Genomic DNA, 18,812 nt, shown 5'->3' with positions numbered 1-18,812 from the left:
GTCGGACGGCGACGTCAGAGTCGGAACGCCGTGGTCACCTGCTCAGCGAGATCGTCTTCCGTCGTCGTGGTGTCGACATGGATGGCGCGCAGTCCAAGACGCTCGGTCTCCTCCTTGAGGCGTCTTGTGAACATGCGGTCGCGTTCGGCAAGGTTGCGGCCGGCCTTCGACGGGTCCCTGGTCTTTTCCAGGAACCCTTCCCCTGGTACCGACCGGCTGCGGATGGCGGCCTGGCGGAACTCGGGTGTGGGAAGAAGCCAGACGGCGTGCTCAGGAGCAGCGAGCAGAGGCTTGACGAGGTGCGGCAGCAGCCGGAATCCCTCGACGATGACGCACGGCTTCGGCGGCAGGCGGAGGAGGTCTTCGACGATCAGACCGAAGCCCTCACCTCGAAACCAGTGGAACGTCTCGAGCATGACTTCCGGAGACCGGTCCACCCATCGCTGGTCCATGTCCATGGCGATGAACTCGTGCAGAAAGGGGGCCTCCTCGGGGGTGGTCCGCCCCGCGTGATCCCGCATCACGTCGTCGGTCGCGTAGAGGCGCCAGCCGTAGCGGCCGGCCAGTCGGCGGGCGGTCGTCGACTTGCCCGCCCCGCTCCCGCCGCCGATCCAGAAAACGTGCCTCAGCCGTGCCGGAAGTCCCGCGGTGTCGGCCACCTCTTCGTACCGTCCGGGCTGCATCTGTCTCCGATCCAAGGGGATGACCGAGGCGAACCTCGTCGTGGTCGTCGTTGTCGGCGGCCTTCTCCGAAACTACCGGCCGGGGCCTTGCGGACAGGCGATCGCGGCGACGGGTCCAGCGCATTTGGGGAAGACGACCGTGCCGAAGCAGAGTCCGCCTCCGGGTCGGGGCGTCACTCCAGTTCCATGAGGATGTCGGCGCGGGCGTCATAGTCGGCCACCGGCAGTCGGTCACGGCTGATCCTGACAAACCCGGCTTCCTCGTAGAGGTGGATGGCGGGAGCCAGCTTGCTGTTCGTGCCGAGGAAGAGCCGGGTACCACCGAGTGCCTGGGCGCGGTCGATCGCCGAGGCGATGAGTTGGCGGCCGATGCCGCGTCCCTGCGCGGCGGGGGCCACGGCCATCTTCGCCAACTCGAGCACGTGCACGGGGCTACAGGCTGCCGCCCGCCGGCCAACGCCTGGCGTTCGACGCCATGAGGGCGAACTCCCGTTGAGCGAGGGCACCTTGGTCCGGCCGGAGGCCGAGCACCCGTAGAAAGAAGGACCGGATGGCCCCGGCGGCGTGGTTTTCATGAGCGGATGTGCCCGCAGGGGCCGGCGTCGCGCCTTCTCGGCGATCGGACCGGGCGGTGCCGGTGGCGGTGCGGCCGCCGACGTCCAGGACCCGCCGACCGGGCACGCGCGTCGTACGCAAGGACGTCACGCTCGGGCAGGGCTGCGCGCCAGGTCACTTGGCGCGGGCAGCGCCCTCCTGCCTTCGCCCGTAGGTCCAGACCGCCAGTTGGGACCGGGAGGAGAAGCCCAGTTTGGTGAGGATCCGTTCGACGTGGTTCTCGGCGGTGCGCTGGGCGATCATGAGGTGGGCGGCGATCTGCTTGTTGGTCAGGCCGTCCGCGACCAGGTCCGCGACTTGCCATTCGCGCCGCGTGAGGGGCGGGCCCGAGTCGGGATCGCGTTCCCTGGTCGCGGGCGGCGACTCGTCGAGTACGTATGCCAGGGCCTGGGTCACCGTGGCGTCCGCGCCGCGCCGGAAGGCCCGGTCGAAGTCGGCGGCGGTGAGGGCCGCGCGCACCCGCTCCTCGAACCGGCGGCGCTCGTCGCGCATGAACGGAGCGGTGCTGAGGGTCCCTCCGATCGACTCCCACAGCAGGTGCAGCACGCCGAGCAGCCGGGCCGCGTGTCGCGGGTCGTCGGCGCTGCTCCAGGCGAGGACCTCCACGCACATGGCGATGTCCCACCAGTCCTGGAAGGGACGCATGAGACGGATGGCGCGGCGGGCCAGCGTGGCCGCCTCCCGTGCCTCGCCGGCCCGCCGGGCCAGCAGACTCCCGGCGAACAGGGCCATCCCCCTCAGCCACGACTCGCCGTGCTCCTCGGTGACCGCCTCCGCCTCGTGGCACAGCCGCGCCGCCCGCTTCATGTCACCCGCGTGGGCGTGGACGATGGCGAGCTTGACCGTGCACTCGACAGCCGCGTCGAGACGGCCCGCCGCACGGAACGCCGTGGCCGCCTCCTCGAACAGCTCGGCGGCGCGCGCGTAGTCCTGCTGCCAGGTGGCGAGCACGGCACGATGGTGCCGGGTCCAGGACGCAGCGTGCACATCGCCGTGGCGCTCGGCGACCTTCGCGGACTCGTCCAGGGCGGCGAGGGTCTCGCCGGCCATGTGGCCTTGCAGGATGCCCAGGTAGGCGTAGGTGCCCAGGGCCAGCGAGTGCAGCGGGGCGGCGCCGGCGTCCGGGGCGGCCAGCAGGCGTCCGAGCCGGCGCCGGCCCTCGGCGAGCGAGCCGGCGGTGATCCAGTAGTGCCGCGGGGAGACCGCGAGGGCCAGGCCGGCCGCCGTCTCGCCGGGCTGCTCCAGGCAGTACTCCAGGGCGGCCCGCAGATTGGCGTGGTCGAGCCGCAGCCGGGTGAACCACTCCACCTGCCGAGGGATGAACCACTCGTCGCCGGCCCGCGCGGTCAGCCCGAGGAAGTGGTCGCGATGCCGACGGCGCAGAACGGCCGACTCCCCCGACTCGGCCAGGCGTTCCAGCCCGTACTCCCGCACGCTCTCCAGCATCCGGTAGCGGGACCGGTCGTCGTACTGCCGGTGGATCAGCACCGACTTCTCCACCAGCCCGTCGAGGACGTCGAGTAACGCGGTGGCGGGCAGGCCGCCGTCGGCGCAGACTCCCTCGACGCCCTCCAGATCGAAGCCGCCGCGGAACACGGAGGACCGGGCCCACAACGCGCGTTCCTCGGCGCTGCACAGGGCGTGGCTCCAGTCGATCAGCTCGCGCAGGGTGCGCTGCCTGGGCACGGCGGTGCGGCTGCCGGTGGTCAGGAGCGCGAAGCGGTCGGTGAGCCGGTCGAGGATCTCCTGCGGGGTGAGGGTACGCAGCCGGGCGGCGGCGAGTTCGATCGCGAACGGCAGTCCGTCCAGCCGGTGCACGAGCCGGGCCACCGTCTCGGCGTTCTGCTCGGTGACGGTGAAACCGGGGCGTACGGCAGCGGCCCGTTCGGCGAAGAGCACGACGGCCGGGCAGTCGAGGAGTTCACCGAGGGGGCGCTGTCCGTCGGGGTCCACGACGGACAGCGGCTCCACCGGGAAGACGTGTTCCGCGGTGACGCCGAGCGTCTGACGGCTGGTCGCCAGGACACGCACTCCGGGTGCCGTGCGCAGCAGCGTTTCGACGAGCCGGGCACAGGCGTCGACGAGGTGCTCGCAGTTGTCGAGCACCAGCAGGACCTGTCTGTCGCGCAGATGGGCCACGAGCGCCTCGGTCGCGCCGGCCCGGTCCCGCCCCGGGTTCGCCAGGCCGATCGCGGTGCCGACGCTCTGCGCCAGCAGGTCGGCCTCCCGCAGGTCCGCCAGTTCCACGACGTGGATGCCGTCGGGGAAGACCCGGCCCGCGTCCCGCGCCACCCGCAGCGCGAGCCGGGTCTTGCCCACGCCGCCGACCCCGGTCAGCGTGACCAGGCGAGCGCTCGACAGCAGCCGTCGGACCCGGGTGATCTCGGCGCGTCGGCCGATCAGCGTGGTCAGTTCGGCGCTCACGCCGCCGGCCGTCGTCACGAGTGCCCCCCGTTCCCATGTGCGATCACTGTAATGGCTGTTGGCTTTGAGTATTTCCCCCCTGTTCCCGCCGGACGGCCAGGCCGAGACTCGTCGCCGGACAGTGCCGGAGATCTTGCGAGGTGGATGTGTCGACGGGGCCGGAACGAACGGAACAGCTGGGCGAACTCGTGCAGTCCTACCGGGGTGGTCCGCCCCGACGGCCGATGGTGGTCATGGTCATCGCGGTCATCGTCTTCATCGTGCTGTGCACCATGTGGGGCGACTACTCCTCGGACGGGGGGTTCCTGACGTCCTTCGCCCTCGTCATCGCGGTCATGGTGCTGTGCGTGGCGCTCATCGTGCGGCACACCCGCATACGGATCCACCTGCACGAGGAGGGCTTCCGGATCGAGCGGCCGGGACGGCGGCCCCTCGGGCACACGTGGCGGGAGATCGCCTCGATCAACTCCGAGCGGGTCCGGGTCTTCATCAACTTCTCCCACTCGCACGACGTACTCAAGACCGTGATCACGCCCTACGCGGGCCCCCGGATCCGTTTCCGGGCGCTGGACTTCTTCGCGGTCACTCCGGGCAAGAGCCTGTGGTCCGCGCGTGACACCGCCGAGGTCTTCGTCGCCCAGGCCGCCCAGCGTGTCGGCGCGGACCGGGCGGCGCGGTACCTCGCCGAGCTGCGCGAGGGCGGTGAAGTGCGGCTCGGGCCGCTGGCGTTCACCAGGGCCGGCATGACGATCACTCCGTTCACCGGCGTCGTCCCCTGGTCCCGGATCAGCTTCGTCAAGGCGAATCCGGAAGATGGTGTGCACCTGCGGGTGGCCGGTCTCGCCAAGCTCGTCGGCAGTACCGCTCTGTCGTCCCGCGCCACCAAGGCGGGTTACCGCACCAAGGGTGACCTGCTCGAGGTCTGGGACCTGATGCATCGTCCCGGCACGGACTACGTCGCGTTGCGCGTCATGCTCGCCGAGGCACCGAGCCTGCCGGCCTGAGCCGACAGGAGTTCTCGTCCTGAAACGCGGAGACCGGCACAGCACCGGACCTCGCCGCAGCCGCGGCGCCCGCCCGCGGGCGGCCGCCCCGCCGGTCGTCGTGGCCCTGGCCGTCGGGCTCGTCGGCTGCGGCAGAGCGGGCGGTCACCCGGCATCGCCGTCACCGGTCCCGGACACCCCCAGCCCCACGGCGCCCACCTTGGGCGGCACGAGCGGGAACCGGTGCGAGGGAAAGGTCCCGTACGACCCCGGGGCACACTACGCCGGCCAGGGCCCGCACCCGGCGGTCCTGATCCAGCTGGACGACCCCAGCGGCGATCTCGCCACCCCCACTCCCTCATGACTCAAGCCGGTCCTCGCCGGCCCGGCCCGTTGAAGCCCCGCGGCCGGACGCCGGACGGTGTGCACCTGCGGGTGAGCCGCCTCGGCAAGCCTCGTCGACAGCGACGGATTCGAGTATTTCCCCCGTACCCGTGCGCCGCGGACACGCCGAGACTCATGCCCATGGAACGAAAAGTACCGTCGGCCGTCCGCAGGACGGCCGACCGCGGGAACCTCGGCGGCCTCCTCGCGATACACCGCCCGGCCGTACGGAACGTCGGCAGGTACGCCGTCGGGTGCGTGGTCTCCTGGGCGGCCGTGGGCGCGGTGATCTCCTCGTGGGCGAACGGCGACGTCTTCCTGTGGAACGGCGGGCAGGTGTCCCCGGCGTTCGTCCTCGTCCTCATGCTGCTGATCGCCGTCGCCGTGAGCTACCTGTTGGCTTCGGCCGTGCGGGAGCGTCGGGCCGCCCCGTCCGCGTACGTCTTCGTCGACGGGCTCGTCGTCAGCGGTGCCGACGGGCAGGCGCTGAGCGCACGCTGGGACGCGCTGTCGCGCATCGAGGTGGTGGAGCAGCGGGCCCCCGACTACGTCCGAGGCACCAGGGTCGTCCGCCGCGCGTACATCCTGCACGGCCAGGACGGGACGGCATGGCCGATCCACCACGAGTTCGGTAACAGCGCCGACTTCGTCGCGCTCGTGAACGCGGCGCTTGACGACTTCCCGGTGGAGTCCTGACATGGGACGTCGGCCGAGCCGGCGGTGCGGGCGGCGACGAGCCCCCCACCAGGCCGGCACAGCCGCTGAACCCGGCATCGCGGTCGACTCGACCGGAGCCGGCATCAGACGCCCGAATCGATCGCTGTCCTCCGGCCGGCTGGGACGCTCCGAGTGGCCAGGTGGCCGCCCCGGTGCTCAGGCGGGTCACCGCGTCCGGGGCAGGCTCGGCAGACTGCCGGGGGGACGGAGTGGGCCTTGCTGTCGGATGCTGTCGCGCAGCGCTGCCCAGGCGGGCAGCAGGAGGAGCGCGAGGGCGGCGGTCCAGGCCGTGATCGTCGCGGGGATGGTTCCCATCCCCACCAGCGGATTCTCCTGGCATGCCGGGTGGCTGGTGCCCCAGCGCACGCAGGCGAAGTGGTCGTGTGAGGCGAACGCGGCCAAGGGGAGCAGCATCCCCGAGCCGAGGACGGCGAGCACTCCGTGGAGGGCGCGCAGGTCATGGTGCGCGTTGCGCCGTGCCACGAAGAATCCCGCGGCCAGTTGCAGCAGCATCGCGACGGCCACGTGGTAAAAGGTGAAGACCGAACCGAGCCACTGGATCGGCCACGGGAAGACCAGGGCACTGACGACGTGCACCGCCCAGAGCGCGAACCCCGCGGCCGCGCCGAACGCGACTCCACCCGCCAACGCCCGCAGGGGGCGGAGGCGTTGGGGGGCGAGGAGCGCCGCAGACGCCTGCGTGGGCGACGGCCACAGCAGGAAACGTCCGGGTCCCGCGGCGGGGGCGCCGTCCCTGACACGGTGGAGGAGCCGTGCCGCGAAAGGCGCGGCGAGCGGCATCGCGGCGGTTGCCGCGACCACTGTGATGACCGCCGGCGGGGGTGGCAGGACGGCGGCCACGGAGAACACATAGCCGTAGTAGTCCAGCGGCGTCGGCAGCAGGTTCAGGGGCCTCGGCAGGGTCAGCAGCCCGAACCCGGGCCCTCCGGCGGGATAGACGTGTCCGAGCCAGACAGCCAGCAGCGCCACACCGGCCGCGCAGCAGCCGGCGATCGGCGCGAACGGGCGGCGGGCGGCCAGCACGACGGGTGCCCACGCGCGGGCGGTCACCGCGTTCCACCGTACGAATCCGTAACCGACGGCTGCGAGGAGCAGCCACCACGACATCTGCACCGCGAGGGGGTCGGCGATGCCGAGGGCGAAGGCCGTGCGGTGCTGATCGTCCCCGAACGTGCCCAGGGCGAGGCCACAGCCCACGGCCAACCCCGTGCGGTGGGCTCCCGCCCACCTGGTGTGATCCAGGTGCGCGGCCAGCGTCGCGCGCCAGATGCCCGCCGCCACGCTGCCGCCCAGCAGCACGGCGGGGACGAGGGCGCTGAGCACGCTGCCGCGGTCGGTCAGGCCGACCGCGGCCCCGGTCCACTGCGCCACCTGCAAGTAGACGAGCGAGCAGGACAGTGCCAGTCCGAACGCGTCCCAGGAGGAGAAGGGGAACAGCAGGCTGGTGTCGCTCAGCGCGGCCAGCCGTTTCGCGGCGGAGGGGTGCGTGCGGCGCAGCAACGGCCGACGGGGCGCGGCCCGCTCGATGCCGTGCTGCGCGGCGAGCAGGCGCCGTAGCGAGTAGGCGCCGTGCGTCCACATGGCGACCCGGGCGTCCGCGTACAGCTCGCGGCTGCGCAGCACCGCGCCGACGGCATGCGCGACCGTGACCGCGAGAGCGCACTGGGCGGCGACGAGCAGCGTCTGGAAGATCGCGACGCCCGGCAGCACCAGCCAGCCGACCAGCAGGGCGAAGGGCGCGGTGACCGCCATCGGGAGTGCCACCGCGAAGACGAACAGCCGGTGGCAGATGAGGGTGAGGAAGGCGATGTCCACATCGCGGTTGCGCAGGTGCGCCAGTTCGTGCAGGACGATCGCGCGAAACGCCTCGGGGTCGATGCCGTGCAGACGCAACAGGCCGCCACTGAGCATCACATGGCGCCGGCCGATCCTCCCGAAGGCGAGTCCGGTGGGGCGCTGGTCACGCAGGTCGACGACGAAGCGCACCGGGCACCGCAGCTCGGCCAGTGCCATCAGTCCGGTGAGCGTGTGCTGGATGTCGGGGTACAGGTCAGGCCGGAAGGGCCGCAGCCGGCGGCGACGCAGCCGGTAGACCGGTAGCAACCAGTAGGTGATGCCGACGGTCAGCCACAGCGTGGCGAAGGCCGCCAGCCCGACGGTGCTCCCGCCGCCGGCGTCGTCCGGAAACTCGCACATGCGGGCGAGCGCCGCGGGATCGGACGCGGCCACGGCGAAGTTCCTCCGCCCGCAGTCGAGAGCTCTGGTGAGTGAGCCCACGCTGCCGCCGCCGAGCGTGAAGTACGCCGCCGTACCGGCCATCGCGCCGAGTTCCGTCGCCATCGCCACCGACGTACTCGTGATCAGCAACGCGAACCGCAGGGAAGTACCGGACGGCAGGCGGAACGGGTGCTGCACCCCCCTCGGGCCGCCGGCCGCCATCCCGCTCCAGAGCCCCGTCACGAAGGGTCGTCCTCCCCGCCGCCGCTTCCGGACTGATCACCGTCCCCCGCGGCACCTGCGTCCCACCCGGCGACGACCCCGCCCAGGACGGCGTCGGCGAGGAGCCGTGCCTGATCCGGCGGCAGGCCCAGCGCGACCGCGTGGTCGTATGCGAGGCGTCGCAGCAGTTCCAGGTCCACGGGCCCCCGCCCCTCCCGCACAGCGGACCGCGCGGCGTTCGGTGCGGCGTACGGGTTGTCCGTGACCCCCCTCGGACCACCAACCGCGTCATCGGCCGGAACACCGCCCAGGCCGTCGTCCGCCCGCGCCCGCGCCCGGCGCCTTCGCCACCAACCGCCCCTCCGCACCTCACGCACGCGGTCGGTGACGATGTTCCCGACGACCGACGACGCGACCGGCAACGCGAACAGCGTCCACGAGCCGACGGCGAGAGCGTCGATACCAATGCCCAGCGGCTCGGCACGTGCCTTCCAGGACGCTCGCACCGGATCCTCGAAGTAGGCGTCAGCCGTCTCCTCGAAGAGCACCAGTTCCTGCGGAGCCAGCCGCCGCACGGCCTCGCGGGCCAGCCCCCGAGTCCGCTCCCTCTCGTCGCCCTGCAACGCACTCATCCGCGGGCCCCGTCCCCTTCGTCGTCAGCCGCGTCGACGCGGGTATTCTTCCCAACTCCCTTTGTACACAACACTGGTGGACCGCGACGAGGCGCTGGCGGCTGCGCCCCGACCGCTCGTCCGCGGCTGGTGACGGGCTGTCCCCGCCAAGCCGTCATCGGCACCGAGGAAGCCGCTGACGACCTCGTCGCACTGCGGCTGGGTGATGAACGGCGACTCCGCGCCGGCGGGGGGCCATCCCCCGCCGATCACCCCCGACCCGGCGACCCGGCGGAGGCCGGGCCCGGCCGGTCAGCCCGCCGCCATCGTCTGGGCGAGATCCACGTCGCCGGCGTCGACCAGCGCCCGGCGCGTCCGTTCCGTCTCGGCGGGCGCTCGGCCTCGGGCAGCGCTGCGGCGGCCCGGAGCAGGCCTCGGTCGTGCCGGCGCACGTCAGCGTCGTGCGGGGGACCGGGCCGGGGCCGGGGGATCAGGCGCGCGGCCAGGGGCATGGCGTCGGGGCTGCGCGGGTGGCGGCATGACCGGATGCCGGCGGTGTGCTTCCTCGTGCGCGGTCCGCGCACCCGACAGGCCACGGGGCCGACGGCGTCTCGCGTCGGGTTCCGTGTCCCTTTCGTGCCGGGGACGTGGCCCCGCTCAGGGAAAGCACCGCACCCGGGCCCTGCCCTGCTCCGCCCGCCGCCGGGCCGACGTCCTGTTCGCGATGCTCCGCGACGGAACCTCCTGGTGGTGAGGCCGGCGCCGACGGCCGCGGCGGCCATCACCGCCTGTTCGGCCGGCCTGCGCTCGATCCGACCGGGACGGACGTGTCCGGGCGCCACGGAGCGGGTGGAGGGCTGTGTTCCGGTACGGGACTCAGATGATTTCCAGCACCGTCGCCGCGAAGTTGAACCCGATCCCCGCACCCACCAGCATCACCAGGTCCCCGGAGGCCAGCTTCCCGTTCTCCCGCAGGTAGGCCAGCCCCGCCGCCTGATCACCCGCACCCAGGTGGCCGACGGTACGCCCGTAGCTCCAGAGTGACTGTTCCTCGGTGTAGCCCAGGATCTCGAAGTTCTCGGTGAGCCCGTTGCCACGGTGGAGGAACGGAACCACCGCGTGGCGGATGTCCTTGGGGCCGACCCCGGCGTCGCTCAGCGCTCGGTCGTGGCAGGCGAACAGTCCCTTCTCGTACTGCCCCCACGCGGCCGGTGCCTCGGGAAGGGTGAAGAACTGCTGCACGCGCTCCGGCACCGGTACCGGCTGGCGCATCCCGGGGGCGGGCGCGAAGTCCGTGGTGCCACGGGTGACCCGCTCCAGCGAGTTGTCCGCACCGACGGCGAAGGAGACGATCCGGGCGAAGCCGCCCTCGGTCGACAGGACCACAGCCGTGCCGGCGTCCCCGAAGATGATGTTGTCCAGGGTGTTCCACCGGTCGATGCCCGGCGGGGCGTAGCGGTCGCCGGTGGTGACGAGCGCCGCGTGGGCGAGGCCGCCGCGCAGGTAGGCGGAGGCGAGTCGCATGGCACCGAGCCCGCCCAGCGACTGCTGCTGGACGTCCATGGAGAAAGGATGCGCGCCCACCGACTCGTTGGCGACGTAGGCCGCCGACGGCCACAGGTCCAGGCCCTGGAACCAGTGGCTGGCGTGCAGCACCAGGCCGATGTCGGCGGAGTCCAGCTCGGACTGCTTGATCGCCGATCGTGCCGCCTGTGCCGCCATTTCCGGGCCGGCCTGACTGGTGGAGACCGCGATGCGCTCGAAGCCGAGCTCCTGGTGCGTGGGCGGCACGAAGCCCTCGGCGATGGCCTCGCTCACGGACACGGTGTCGGCCAGGGACACAGCTGTGGCCGCGATGTAGACAGTGGGCTCGTTCTTCATGATGATCTCCAACCACGGAGGTTGATGGGAGCGGGGGCGGGAGCGACCATGCGAATACCGGTCCGACCCGTCCTGGGGTAGCAGATGTTCAAGCCGTGGGCGAGACGAGGCCGATATACCGGCAGTTGAGCTCGCTCTCGGGTCACGGACAACACGGGCATGCTGCTGAACGGCTCTGACATACCTCTGATGCGCGGCTGATATCCGACCCGTTGATCGCCTGGACGCGTGGCGAACGGCGAGCCTCCCGGAGCGCGGCTCCGGCGCACCCCCGGACCGACACCGCTCGACCAGACCTGCGCGAAGGCTCTGCGAGCGGCGCGGGGCGCGGTGCGCTGCCGCCCTCACCAACAGTTCGGAGGCGCGGCACAACCACCGTGACGGGCGGGGAACCTCCAGATCCGGTTCGAGACGACCACGCTCTGTCCCGCCGTGAGCACGGCCGTCGGCCTCGACGGGATGCTCGATCTGCGGGGACACGACCGGCCCGTCACGATCCGCTCCGCCGACCGCGGCGATCTCACCACCCTGGCCATGCCCGTCAGGTCCGATCACTCACCCTGAGAACGAGGGCGAGGAACACGTCACCCCCGTCGTGGCTCTCAGAGCCCAGACGTCTGACGATCACATGTGTTGCATCCACACGTTGGGCTCGATGTAAACGCCCTGGTCTGTCTCCTTGTCGATGCGGAGCAGGCTGAGGCCCTGCGGGATCACATAGTCGCCGGACTCCGGGAAAGCCAGGCCCGTCCACTGCTCCCACTCGGAGACGGTGCCGGTCATAGTCTGCGAGGCGGGCGCGGCGGTGAGGATGCGGGCGCCGAGGCGTTGGTGGGTGCGGATCCACGGATCGAGCGCGGTGCCGTCTGGGCGGGTCCAGTTCATGAACGACTCTATGGACGCCAACGGGTACTGCGACTTCAAGGTGGGGCGGACCGGGGCGATGACGTGCCGCCACCCGGCGTCGACGGCGAGGCCGCGGAGCGCGGTGAGGGTCTCACCGGCCAGGCCGCGGCCTTTCCGCGAGGGTGTGACCACAGCGCCGCAGACGACCAAGGTGTTGATTTCGGCGCCCTGCTCGTGGTTCTCGACAGCACGGATGGCGGCCGCGGTGTAGCCGGATGGCAGTGTTTCGACCCTGCCGTCCCACCGGATCGGGACGCCCCAGCCCGTGGCGACAGGCGTGCCCTGTTCATCGACGAGCATCACGTTCAGATCGGCGAACCACTCCCGGATCCTGCCGATGTACCGCTTGACCAGTCGGTCGGCCGTGACGAACTCGGGGAAACCTTCGCTGAACAGTTCCTCCATCTGCTCATCAGACCAGTCCCGCGCGTCCACCCGTTCGACGATCAAGCTCATGAAGCGGTTGTAGCGCAGTGTCACCCCCGTCGGCGAGGGGTTATCGGCGGCCTGCGACAGGCGCCGAACCGGCATCGCGTTCAGCCATGCGACATTTTCATGCCTACGACTGTCCTGGGGCATACCGCAGCGGCGGCGCTCCGGAATAGTTCTGGGGTGGGGGAGCATTGCCCAGTTCTGGCCAGTTCGTGACGGCTCATCATGAGTTCCGTCGGCCGTGCCGTGCCACCGGTGCTGCTTTTCCGCGTGCGGAGGAAGGGCGGGGCGCACACCGTGGGACACATCGCGTTCCTACAACCTTTGCCTGCCGTTGGCGATCTGAGTGGGCGATGGCGGATCACCGGTCCGCCTCAACGCAAAGCCGCCGAAGGAGCATCCGTGCCGAGACCTCTGCCCCGCAACGCCCTCCGGGCCAGTGCCGCCGCCTTCGCGGCGGGCCTGCTGACCCTGGGCGCGCCTTCCCCCGGCCGGGCCGCGGAAGCCGCGCAGACACTGGATTTCACGGTCTCCGACGGCGGCGACCCGCTGCAGGTGCAGCCGTACCAGGACGACTACGCCACCGCCTACCTGCACGCGCGCAACACCGGGTCGCAGCAGCTGACGGACTTCACGGTGACAGTCGACGCCACGGCCGTCGAAGGCCAGATGAGCCTGAAGCCCCCTGCCGCCTGCGTCGAGAAGCAGCAGCTCCTGTACGTGTGCGACGGCGAGAAGCTGAACTACGGCAAACCGCTCCAGCCAGGCGGCGTCCTGGACAGCCTCACCCTGCGGTTCCAGACCCTCTCGACCGCGCAACCCGGTTTCACGGGCGACGTCCGGATCTCCGCCGAAGCCGGTGACACAACGCTCGGCGGGACGACGCTCAAGGCGGAGGTGCCGGACAAGGGCCCGCTCCTCGACCGGAGCACCCCCAGCGCCACCTGGTCGAAGACCGGCGAGACGGTGCGTCCCGAACTCGGCTTCACGAACTTCAGTGCCCGGCCCCTGAGCGGTGTCTACATCGCCCTGCGCGTCAGCCAGGGGCTCTCGTTCGGCGAGGAGTTCGGCAACTGCGAGTACGGCCGCGTGGGAGACGCCGGCCTCGGAGCCCGCTGCTACGTCGAGACCCCGGTCACAGCGGGCGGCTCCTACGACCTCGACGACTTCTCGGTGAAGGTCGGCAGCACCGCGAGGCGCGAATCGTGGTCCGTGGCCGTGTCCGGCACGACCGACGGATACGACTACAAGCACCTGAACCTGACCGACGTCCACCGCGGCACCGGGCGGGCGTTGAAAGTCACCCCCCGGGCCGGCGGCCCCATGCCGTTCGACCGGAACTACGGGACCGGCTGGGTCGACACGAACAACCCGTTCGACCTCGAAGCGCTGGGGGCCACCGTCCACGGCACGGCCGGCCAGGTGGTGGAGGCGAAGCTGGGCGTCCGGAACAACGGGCCCGCCTCCATCGAGCAGTACGACCGCGGCGAGGGCCCCGGCGACGGCCCGACCTCCGAGGCCCACGTGACGATCCCGCCCGGCACGACGGCGGTGAAGGTCCCGAGACTCTGCCGCTCGGACGACGACTGGCGGCAGGGCGAGCCCGGCGCCAGGCATTACACCTGCTTCCAGGACGAGAACGACTCGTACTTCGACGCCGGACAGCTCACGCCGTTCGTGTTCGGCCTCCGCATCGACAAGCCGGCCGACCTCGCACCCGGTTCCATCAAGGTGACGCTGTCGACCCAGGACAGCAACCCCAAGGACAACACCGCGGCGATCACGGTGACCGCCGACGGCTCCCCGGGCCACGGCTCCGGGTCCTCCTCCTCCGGTGGCGGCTCCGGTTCCGGTGGCGGCTCCGGCTCGGCCTCCGGCGGCACCTCCGGCTCCGCCTCGACCGGCTCCGGCACCGCGGCTTCGGGCAGCACCGGGCAGGGCTCGATGGCCGACACGGGCACCGGCGCGCTGCCCTGGTACGCGGCCGCGGCGGCCCTGGTCGCCCTGATCACGGGCGGCACCCTTTTCGTCGCCGCACGGCGCCGCAGGAACTGAGACGAGGACGGGGCCCGGACTTCGCTGACACATGGCGGTCCGGCCGCGCCACGGTCCCTGAGCTGTCGTGGACGCCGCCGACCGGACTCCGCCGGCCCCGTCGAATCCTCCCGGTCATCCCGTGACTGCCCGTGCACAGTTCTCGGTCTCATGGGACGGGAACGGTTCGGCGGGTGCCGAAGTGATCCGCTCGTACGCTTCGGCCATGAAGATCATCGAGCCCCTCGTCCGGCCCGGCTCCGACAGCGAACCCTGTGTCTCCATAGAGCCGAGCGTTCTGTACTTCGGCACCCCTGTGGTGCTCCTGACCACCGAGAACCCGGACACTTCGGTCAACGTCGCGCCGATTTCCTCCGCATGGGCCCTGGGAAAGGTGGTCGTGCTCGGCCTGGGCCCGGACGGCCAGACCGCGCACAACCTCGCCACCCGTCCCGAACTCGTGATCAACCTAGCCGCCCCCGGTCAGTGGCAGGCCGTGGAGCGCCTGGCTCCACTCACCGGCCGCCATCCGGTTCCCCCGACCAAGCACGACGGTTGCCGTTTCGAGAAGGACAAGTTCGGCGCGGCGGGGCTGAGCAGCCGCCCGTCCCATACGGTCCGGCCGCCGCGGGTCGACGGCTGCCCGCTCCAGCTGGAGGCACGAGCGGAACGCCTCCGGCCGGACGCCTCCGGCGAGTTCCTCATCGTCGAGGCCCACGTGCTGAAGGTGCACGCCGACCCCCGCATCGTCGTCCCCGGTACCGATCACATCGACCCGGCCACGTGGAGCCCGCTCATCTACAACTTCCGGCACTACTTCGGTCTCGGCCCGGAGCTCGGCCATTCCTACCGCTCCACCACACCACGTGGTCCGATGCCCCAGCCTTCCGGCACCGAAGGGGGCGGCCACGCGTGACGGCGCCGTACGTCCGTGACTACGGTGCGGCCGCAGGACCCGCACTGCTCGCACTGCACGGGATCAAGGGGCACGGCGCTCGCTGGCGGCGCATCGCCGAGACGTCTTTGTACGACTTCTCGGTCATCGCGCCGGACCTGCGCGGGCATGGACGCTCCGACCACGCGCCGCCGTGGAACACCGAGGCCCACGTGGCGGACATGCTCGCCGTGCTGGACGCCCGCGCTGTGGACCGAGTGGATCTGCTCGCGCACTCGTTCGGTGGGCTGATCGCGCTGCGTCTGGCCCACGCGGCCCCCGAACGTGTGGGCCGCATCGTCCTGCTCGACCCCTCGGTCGGGCTCCCCGCCGGGCAGTTGCACCAACAGGCCCGCCGCACCCTTTGTCCCGGATCGTTCGCGAGCCCGGAAGAGGCGCGCGCGGAACGGAGGTCGGCGTGGCCGGCCGCCTTTGCCGCGGCCGCCGACGAGGAGGTCGCCGAACACCTCGTACGACGCGGCGATGGACGGTGGCACTGGCGCTTCGAGCCCGCGGCCGTCGTGACGGCCTGTTCCGAGATGGCGGGACCGCCCGTCACTCCACCACCCGCCGTGCCGACGCTCCTCGTCATCGCCGGGCGATCCGGCTTCGTCTCCACGGAGTACGTCCGGGCGTGCCGGGCGACGCTGGGCGAACGCCTGACGGTGGCGAAAGTGGACGCGGGCCACATGCTGTATCTCGAAGCCCCTGAGGAGACCGGCGAGCTGATCCGCCGCTTCCTGAGGTAGCCGTGAGCGCCGCACGATGACGATCGAGGACGTCTTCGAGGAACGCCGCAAGATCCCGGTGGCAGCGATCCTCACCCCGGTACCCGTGGGATGGTCCCCCCAAGGCTCGCGCCGCGCGAGCACGGCCGGCTCTGCTCCCCGGCGCCGGCGGGGGCCTGGGGACAAGGCGCCCTTCGGGGGTGACGTCCTGTTCCCCGTGGCGCAGTGGTGGTTCTGTGGTTCGGGGACGTTCGCAGGGCCGGGCGCCGCCGCGGCCTGGTGACAGCCCGGGTGTCTGGTGTCCTCGCGAAGCGGCGGATCGTGCTCGGACGCCGGAACGTCGAACCGCCTGTGATCGTCTGGACAAGATGTGTGCAGGTGTCACCGGCAGGAGGAACCCAGGATGAAGGACGCAGGGCACGGGCGTCGGCCCAGCTCTCCCCCGGCTGCTCTCGCTCCCTGGTGGGCGGGGCTCGGTCCGCTCGGCGGCGGCATCCTCGTCGTGACCGGACTGTCCCTATTGGCCTGGCTGTTCCTCGGCGGACACAGCGCCGACGAGGAATGGGGCCTGTACTACGGCGCGGGCAAGGTCGTGGCGATCGGCGCCGTGATCGCCGGTACGGCGCTGGTGTCGAGGGGCCGCACCGGCGGGGCCGGGGACAGGGCTGATTCGGACGGCGGGGCGGGCTGACGGGAGCCGAGCGCGCCCACGGGGCGGGGCGTGTGGGGTGTCGGAACTGCCCGCATGCCTGGTGCCGGTGATCACCAGTAGTCGAAGAGGCGGTGCCGGCGGTGGCTGTGGCCGGACAGGGTGTGCCTGCCCGGCGGCCCGCCGCGGCGGTGGCGTGAGGTCCGGCGGCCGCCGGTCTGCCGCACGCGGTCGACGCCGTCGCCGACCTGCCCGCCGCGTCGCCGGCCGTGCTCCGGCCACCGGCGCCCCGGAAACCCGCCGCCGTACCGCGGCGGTCCGCCGTCGCGCCTGCGGACGCGTCCGCCGCCGGCGGCGCGGGCATGAACGGCGCCGACCCGGTCACCGTGGCCGTCTGCGGTTGTCGGCGTGGCGAGGACGCGGCCGGCGGGCAGTGTCGCTGAATGTGGTCGGCCGCAGCTGGACCACTGACGGGGCTATGACTGACGGCGCGCGAAAAGGACCACTCAAGATCGTGTCCAGGCAGCCCTGGGCCTGGTGAGTGTGGACGCGCAATGTTCTGGGGGTGGACTTCACCCGGGCGCCGGCGGAGCCGGCGTCCGAGAGGGCCCGCCGCCGGAGGCTCCGCAGTGAGGGCGTCTGGAAGACTCGTTCGTATGCAGCAGTTTCCCGTGAACCCCGACAGCGTGAACGGACCCTTGACGCTCCTTGACGACCAGGGGACGAGCTGGGTTCTCCACCGAAAGCGGCTTGACCTCCGGGTCGTCCGTCGGCTCGTCAAGGACGCCTGCACGCCTGTGATCTGGGGAGACATGGGCGGTACGAGCCCCCGGCTGACGACGGAGACCGAACGTCCCATGCTCTGGGACCGGCTCAAGGGCGAGTACATGGGCCCCGGCGGAACGTCGCCGACCGGCCGATACCTCGCCCACGAGTTCCGCGCCGAGCCGGGACGCCGCATGCTCTATGTCGAAGACAACTGCTGAGGTTCCGCACGCGGTGAGCCGCGGGCTCCGGCCTCGTCGAGATCAGGGAGAGTCGCGCCCGGATCCGCCTCCAGGACGTGGAGTGGGACGGCCGATTTCCCGACACGCGGCGTGACCGGATTCAACCTTTTCCGGCTTCCTCCTCCCCCGTACGGTCATGCACGGGAAAGGAGCCCGATATGCCCACATTCACTCCTTGTTCTTCACGGAGAATTCCCGTAATCAGGACAGCCTTCACGGTTCTCGCGATCCTCGCCGCCACCTTCACCGTTCAGGTGGCACCCGCAGCGGCCGACGAGTCGATCTGCGGGTTCAACGTCGGCGGCGACATCCTCGCCAAGTACACCAGTCTCGACCGGGACAAGGGTGTCCTCGGCTGCCCGGTCGCCGGTGAGCTGCCCAATCCGGACGGTGTCGGCAGACGGCAGGAGTTCAAGGGCGGAACCATCTACTGGAAGGCCTCGACGGGTGCGCACCCCGTATGGGGTGCCATCGGTGACAAGTGGCGCGAACTCGACTGGGAGGCCGGGCCCCTGGGCTATCCGGTCGACGACGAGTTGACCAACCTTGACGGGGTGGGCAAGGGGCAGCAATTCGAGGGCGGCATCATGGCCTGGCATCCCTCCTACGGGGCGCACCCCGTGTGGGGGCAGATCGGGAGGCTGTGGAATCGTTACGGCAAGTTCGCCAGCCGGTTCGGATACCCCGTAACGGACGAGCGGCGCGACGACACCCTGAACGGATACCGGCAGACCTTCTCCGTCCGCAACACGGACCTGTTCTGGAGCGCCGGAATGGGAGAGGGCGCGGAAGTATGCGCCGGGGAGTGCGTCGGCTACGTCCTGAGTGCGGGGGAGCGGTGGGTTGATTCGGTCTCCGTCAAGTTCGCACTGCCCAACGGGGATGCTCGGCATATCGAGGTGAGCGTCAAGCCGACGCAGACCGGATACGACCAGGCGTCCACCGACTACGACTCGCTGTGGCAGCAGGTGTGGAACGTGGTACCCGGACCCTTGCCGCTTGACGGGACGCAACTGAGCCAGACACAGCTCGACTCGACGAGGGATCAGCTCGCCTGCCATGCGAAGTGGGACTTCGAGCTGTTCGGCGAGCACCTTTCCCATGACACGTGGGACCTGGAGTCCTGGCGTTCGCACAAGGGCGAGGATTACGCGACGAGCACGCTCGCCCTGCTCCAAACCTGCAACTGGGACTGACCACTTCGACGCACCAATACCCCGGCCGCATTCCCGCCGAGGCTGTTGCGGTCGCAGGGCCGGCGTCGTTGCCGAGGCTGAGCGAGGAGCAGGCAGCGCAGCCGGCGGCGGAGCCGGCCAAGGGGCCGGCAGCACGGGGCTGGGAGGACCGGCGCCGGTCGCTGACAT

The 18,812-nt window shown here is 71.1% G+C and carries 17 protein-coding genes; 10 read left to right on the top strand and 7 right to left on the bottom strand.

The window, feature by feature from the left end:
• Positions 1-14: 14 nt before the first annotated feature.
• From QSK45_RS09460 to QSK45_RS09450, 3 genes are all read right to left on the bottom strand, one after another.
• Positions 15-683 carry a hypothetical protein gene (locus QSK45_RS09460; RefSeq protein WP_490993525.1) on the bottom strand — a complete coding sequence of 223 codons (669 nt, stop codon included), beginning with the start codon at positions 681-683 and terminating at the stop codon, positions 15-17.
• A 173-nt stretch (positions 684-856) separates the two neighbouring features.
• Entirely contained in the window at positions 857-1,258 is a 402-nt protein-coding gene (locus QSK45_RS09455) for a GNAT family N-acetyltransferase (protein WP_285555093.1), read from the bottom strand.
• A 154-nt stretch (positions 1,259-1,412) separates the two neighbouring features.
• A complete protein-coding gene (locus tag QSK45_RS09450; protein WP_285555091.1) occupies positions 1,413-3,722 on the bottom strand; it encodes an ATP-binding protein in 2,310 nt (769 codons plus the stop codon).
• A gap of 146 nt (positions 3,723-3,868) precedes the next feature.
• Here QSK45_RS09450 and QSK45_RS09445 point away from each other — a divergent pair, with 146 nt between their 5' ends.
• Entirely contained in the window at positions 3,869-4,726 is an 858-nt protein-coding gene (locus QSK45_RS09445; protein WP_285555090.1) for a hypothetical protein, read from the top strand.
• A gap of 504 nt (positions 4,727-5,230) precedes the next feature.
• Positions 5,231-5,785, top strand: coding sequence for a hypothetical protein (locus QSK45_RS09440; protein WP_285555088.1), 555 nt, complete (start codon positions 5,231-5,233; stop codon positions 5,783-5,785).
• Positions 5,786-5,971: 186 nt separating this feature from the next.
• On the opposite strand, the gene QSK45_RS09435 is transcribed toward QSK45_RS09440, so the two are convergent.
• The 3 genes from QSK45_RS09435 to QSK45_RS09425 form a co-directional block, all read right to left on the bottom strand.
• Positions 5,972-8,287 carry a M48 family metalloprotease gene (locus QSK45_RS09435; protein WP_285555087.1) on the bottom strand — a complete coding sequence of 772 codons (2,316 nt, stop codon included), beginning with the start codon at positions 8,285-8,287 and terminating at the stop codon, positions 5,972-5,974.
• Positions 8,284-8,898 (bottom strand): hypothetical protein, encoded by a 615-nt coding sequence (locus QSK45_RS09430; protein ID WP_285555086.1) that lies wholly within the window; start codon positions 8,896-8,898, stop codon positions 8,284-8,286. The genes QSK45_RS09435 and QSK45_RS09430 overlap by 4 nt, the downstream gene beginning before the upstream one ends.
• An 855-nt stretch (positions 8,899-9,753) precedes the next feature.
• Positions 9,754-10,758: a ketoacyl-ACP synthase III family protein gene (locus QSK45_RS09425; RefSeq protein ID WP_285555084.1), complete on the bottom strand. Its 1,005-nt coding sequence runs from the start codon at positions 10,756-10,758 to the stop codon at positions 9,754-9,756.
• Between the two features lie 432 nt (positions 10,759-11,190).
• Here QSK45_RS09425 and QSK45_RS09420 point away from each other — a divergent pair, with 432 nt between their 5' ends.
• Entirely contained in the window at positions 11,191-11,322 is a 132-nt protein-coding gene (locus QSK45_RS09420) for a hypothetical protein (RefSeq protein WP_395485265.1), read from the top strand.
• Between the two features lie 60 nt (positions 11,323-11,382).
• On the opposite strand, the gene QSK45_RS09415 is transcribed toward QSK45_RS09420, so the two are convergent.
• Positions 11,383-12,243, bottom strand: coding sequence for a hypothetical protein (locus tag QSK45_RS09415; protein WP_285555081.1), 861 nt, complete (start codon positions 12,241-12,243; stop codon positions 11,383-11,385).
• Between the two features lie 255 nt (positions 12,244-12,498).
• Here QSK45_RS09415 and QSK45_RS09410 point away from each other — a divergent pair, with 255 nt between their 5' ends.
• From QSK45_RS09410 to QSK45_RS09380, 7 genes are all read left to right on the top strand, one after another.
• On the top strand, positions 12,499-14,151 hold the full coding sequence (locus QSK45_RS09410; protein WP_285555079.1) for a hypothetical protein: 1,653 nt from the start codon (positions 12,499-12,501) through the stop codon (positions 14,149-14,151).
• 205 nt (positions 14,152-14,356) lie between these two features.
• Positions 14,357-15,046: a flavin reductase family protein gene (locus tag QSK45_RS09405; protein ID WP_285555076.1), complete on the top strand. Its 690-nt coding sequence runs from the start codon at positions 14,357-14,359 to the stop codon at positions 15,044-15,046.
• The gene (locus QSK45_RS09400) at positions 15,043-15,813 is read left to right on the top strand and encodes an alpha/beta fold hydrolase (RefSeq protein ID WP_285555074.1); all 771 of its coding nucleotides are present in this window, start codon (positions 15,043-15,045) and stop codon (positions 15,811-15,813) included. The genes QSK45_RS09405 and QSK45_RS09400 overlap by 4 nt, the downstream gene beginning before the upstream one ends.
• Positions 15,814-15,829: 16 nt before the next feature.
• A complete protein-coding gene (locus QSK45_RS09395; RefSeq protein WP_285555072.1) occupies positions 15,830-16,075 on the top strand; it encodes a hypothetical protein in 246 nt (81 codons plus the stop codon).
• Between the two features lie 237 nt (positions 16,076-16,312).
• The gene (locus QSK45_RS09390; protein WP_285555070.1) at positions 16,313-16,483 is read left to right on the top strand and encodes a hypothetical protein; all 171 of its coding nucleotides are present in this window, start codon (positions 16,313-16,315) and stop codon (positions 16,481-16,483) included.
• Positions 16,484-17,238: 755 nt separating this feature from the next.
• Positions 17,239-17,427 (top strand): hypothetical protein, encoded by a 189-nt coding sequence (locus tag QSK45_RS09385; RefSeq protein ID WP_285555068.1) that lies wholly within the window; start codon positions 17,239-17,241, stop codon positions 17,425-17,427.
• A 275-nt stretch (positions 17,428-17,702) separates the two neighbouring features.
• Positions 17,703-18,644 (top strand): DUF2599 domain-containing protein, encoded by a 942-nt coding sequence (locus QSK45_RS09380; protein WP_285555066.1) that lies wholly within the window; start codon positions 17,703-17,705, stop codon positions 18,642-18,644.
• The last annotated feature ends 168 nt before the right edge of the window (positions 18,645-18,812 follow it).

Origin of the sequence: Streptomyces hygroscopicus subsp. hygroscopicus, from assembly GCF_030269125.1 — a bacterium.
GTDB lineage: Bacteria > Actinomycetota > Actinomycetes > Streptomycetales > Streptomycetaceae > Streptomyces > Streptomyces hygroscopicus_C.
Note: the sequence above shows the minus strand (reverse complement) of the source record. Positions and strands in the feature narration are given on the sequence as shown.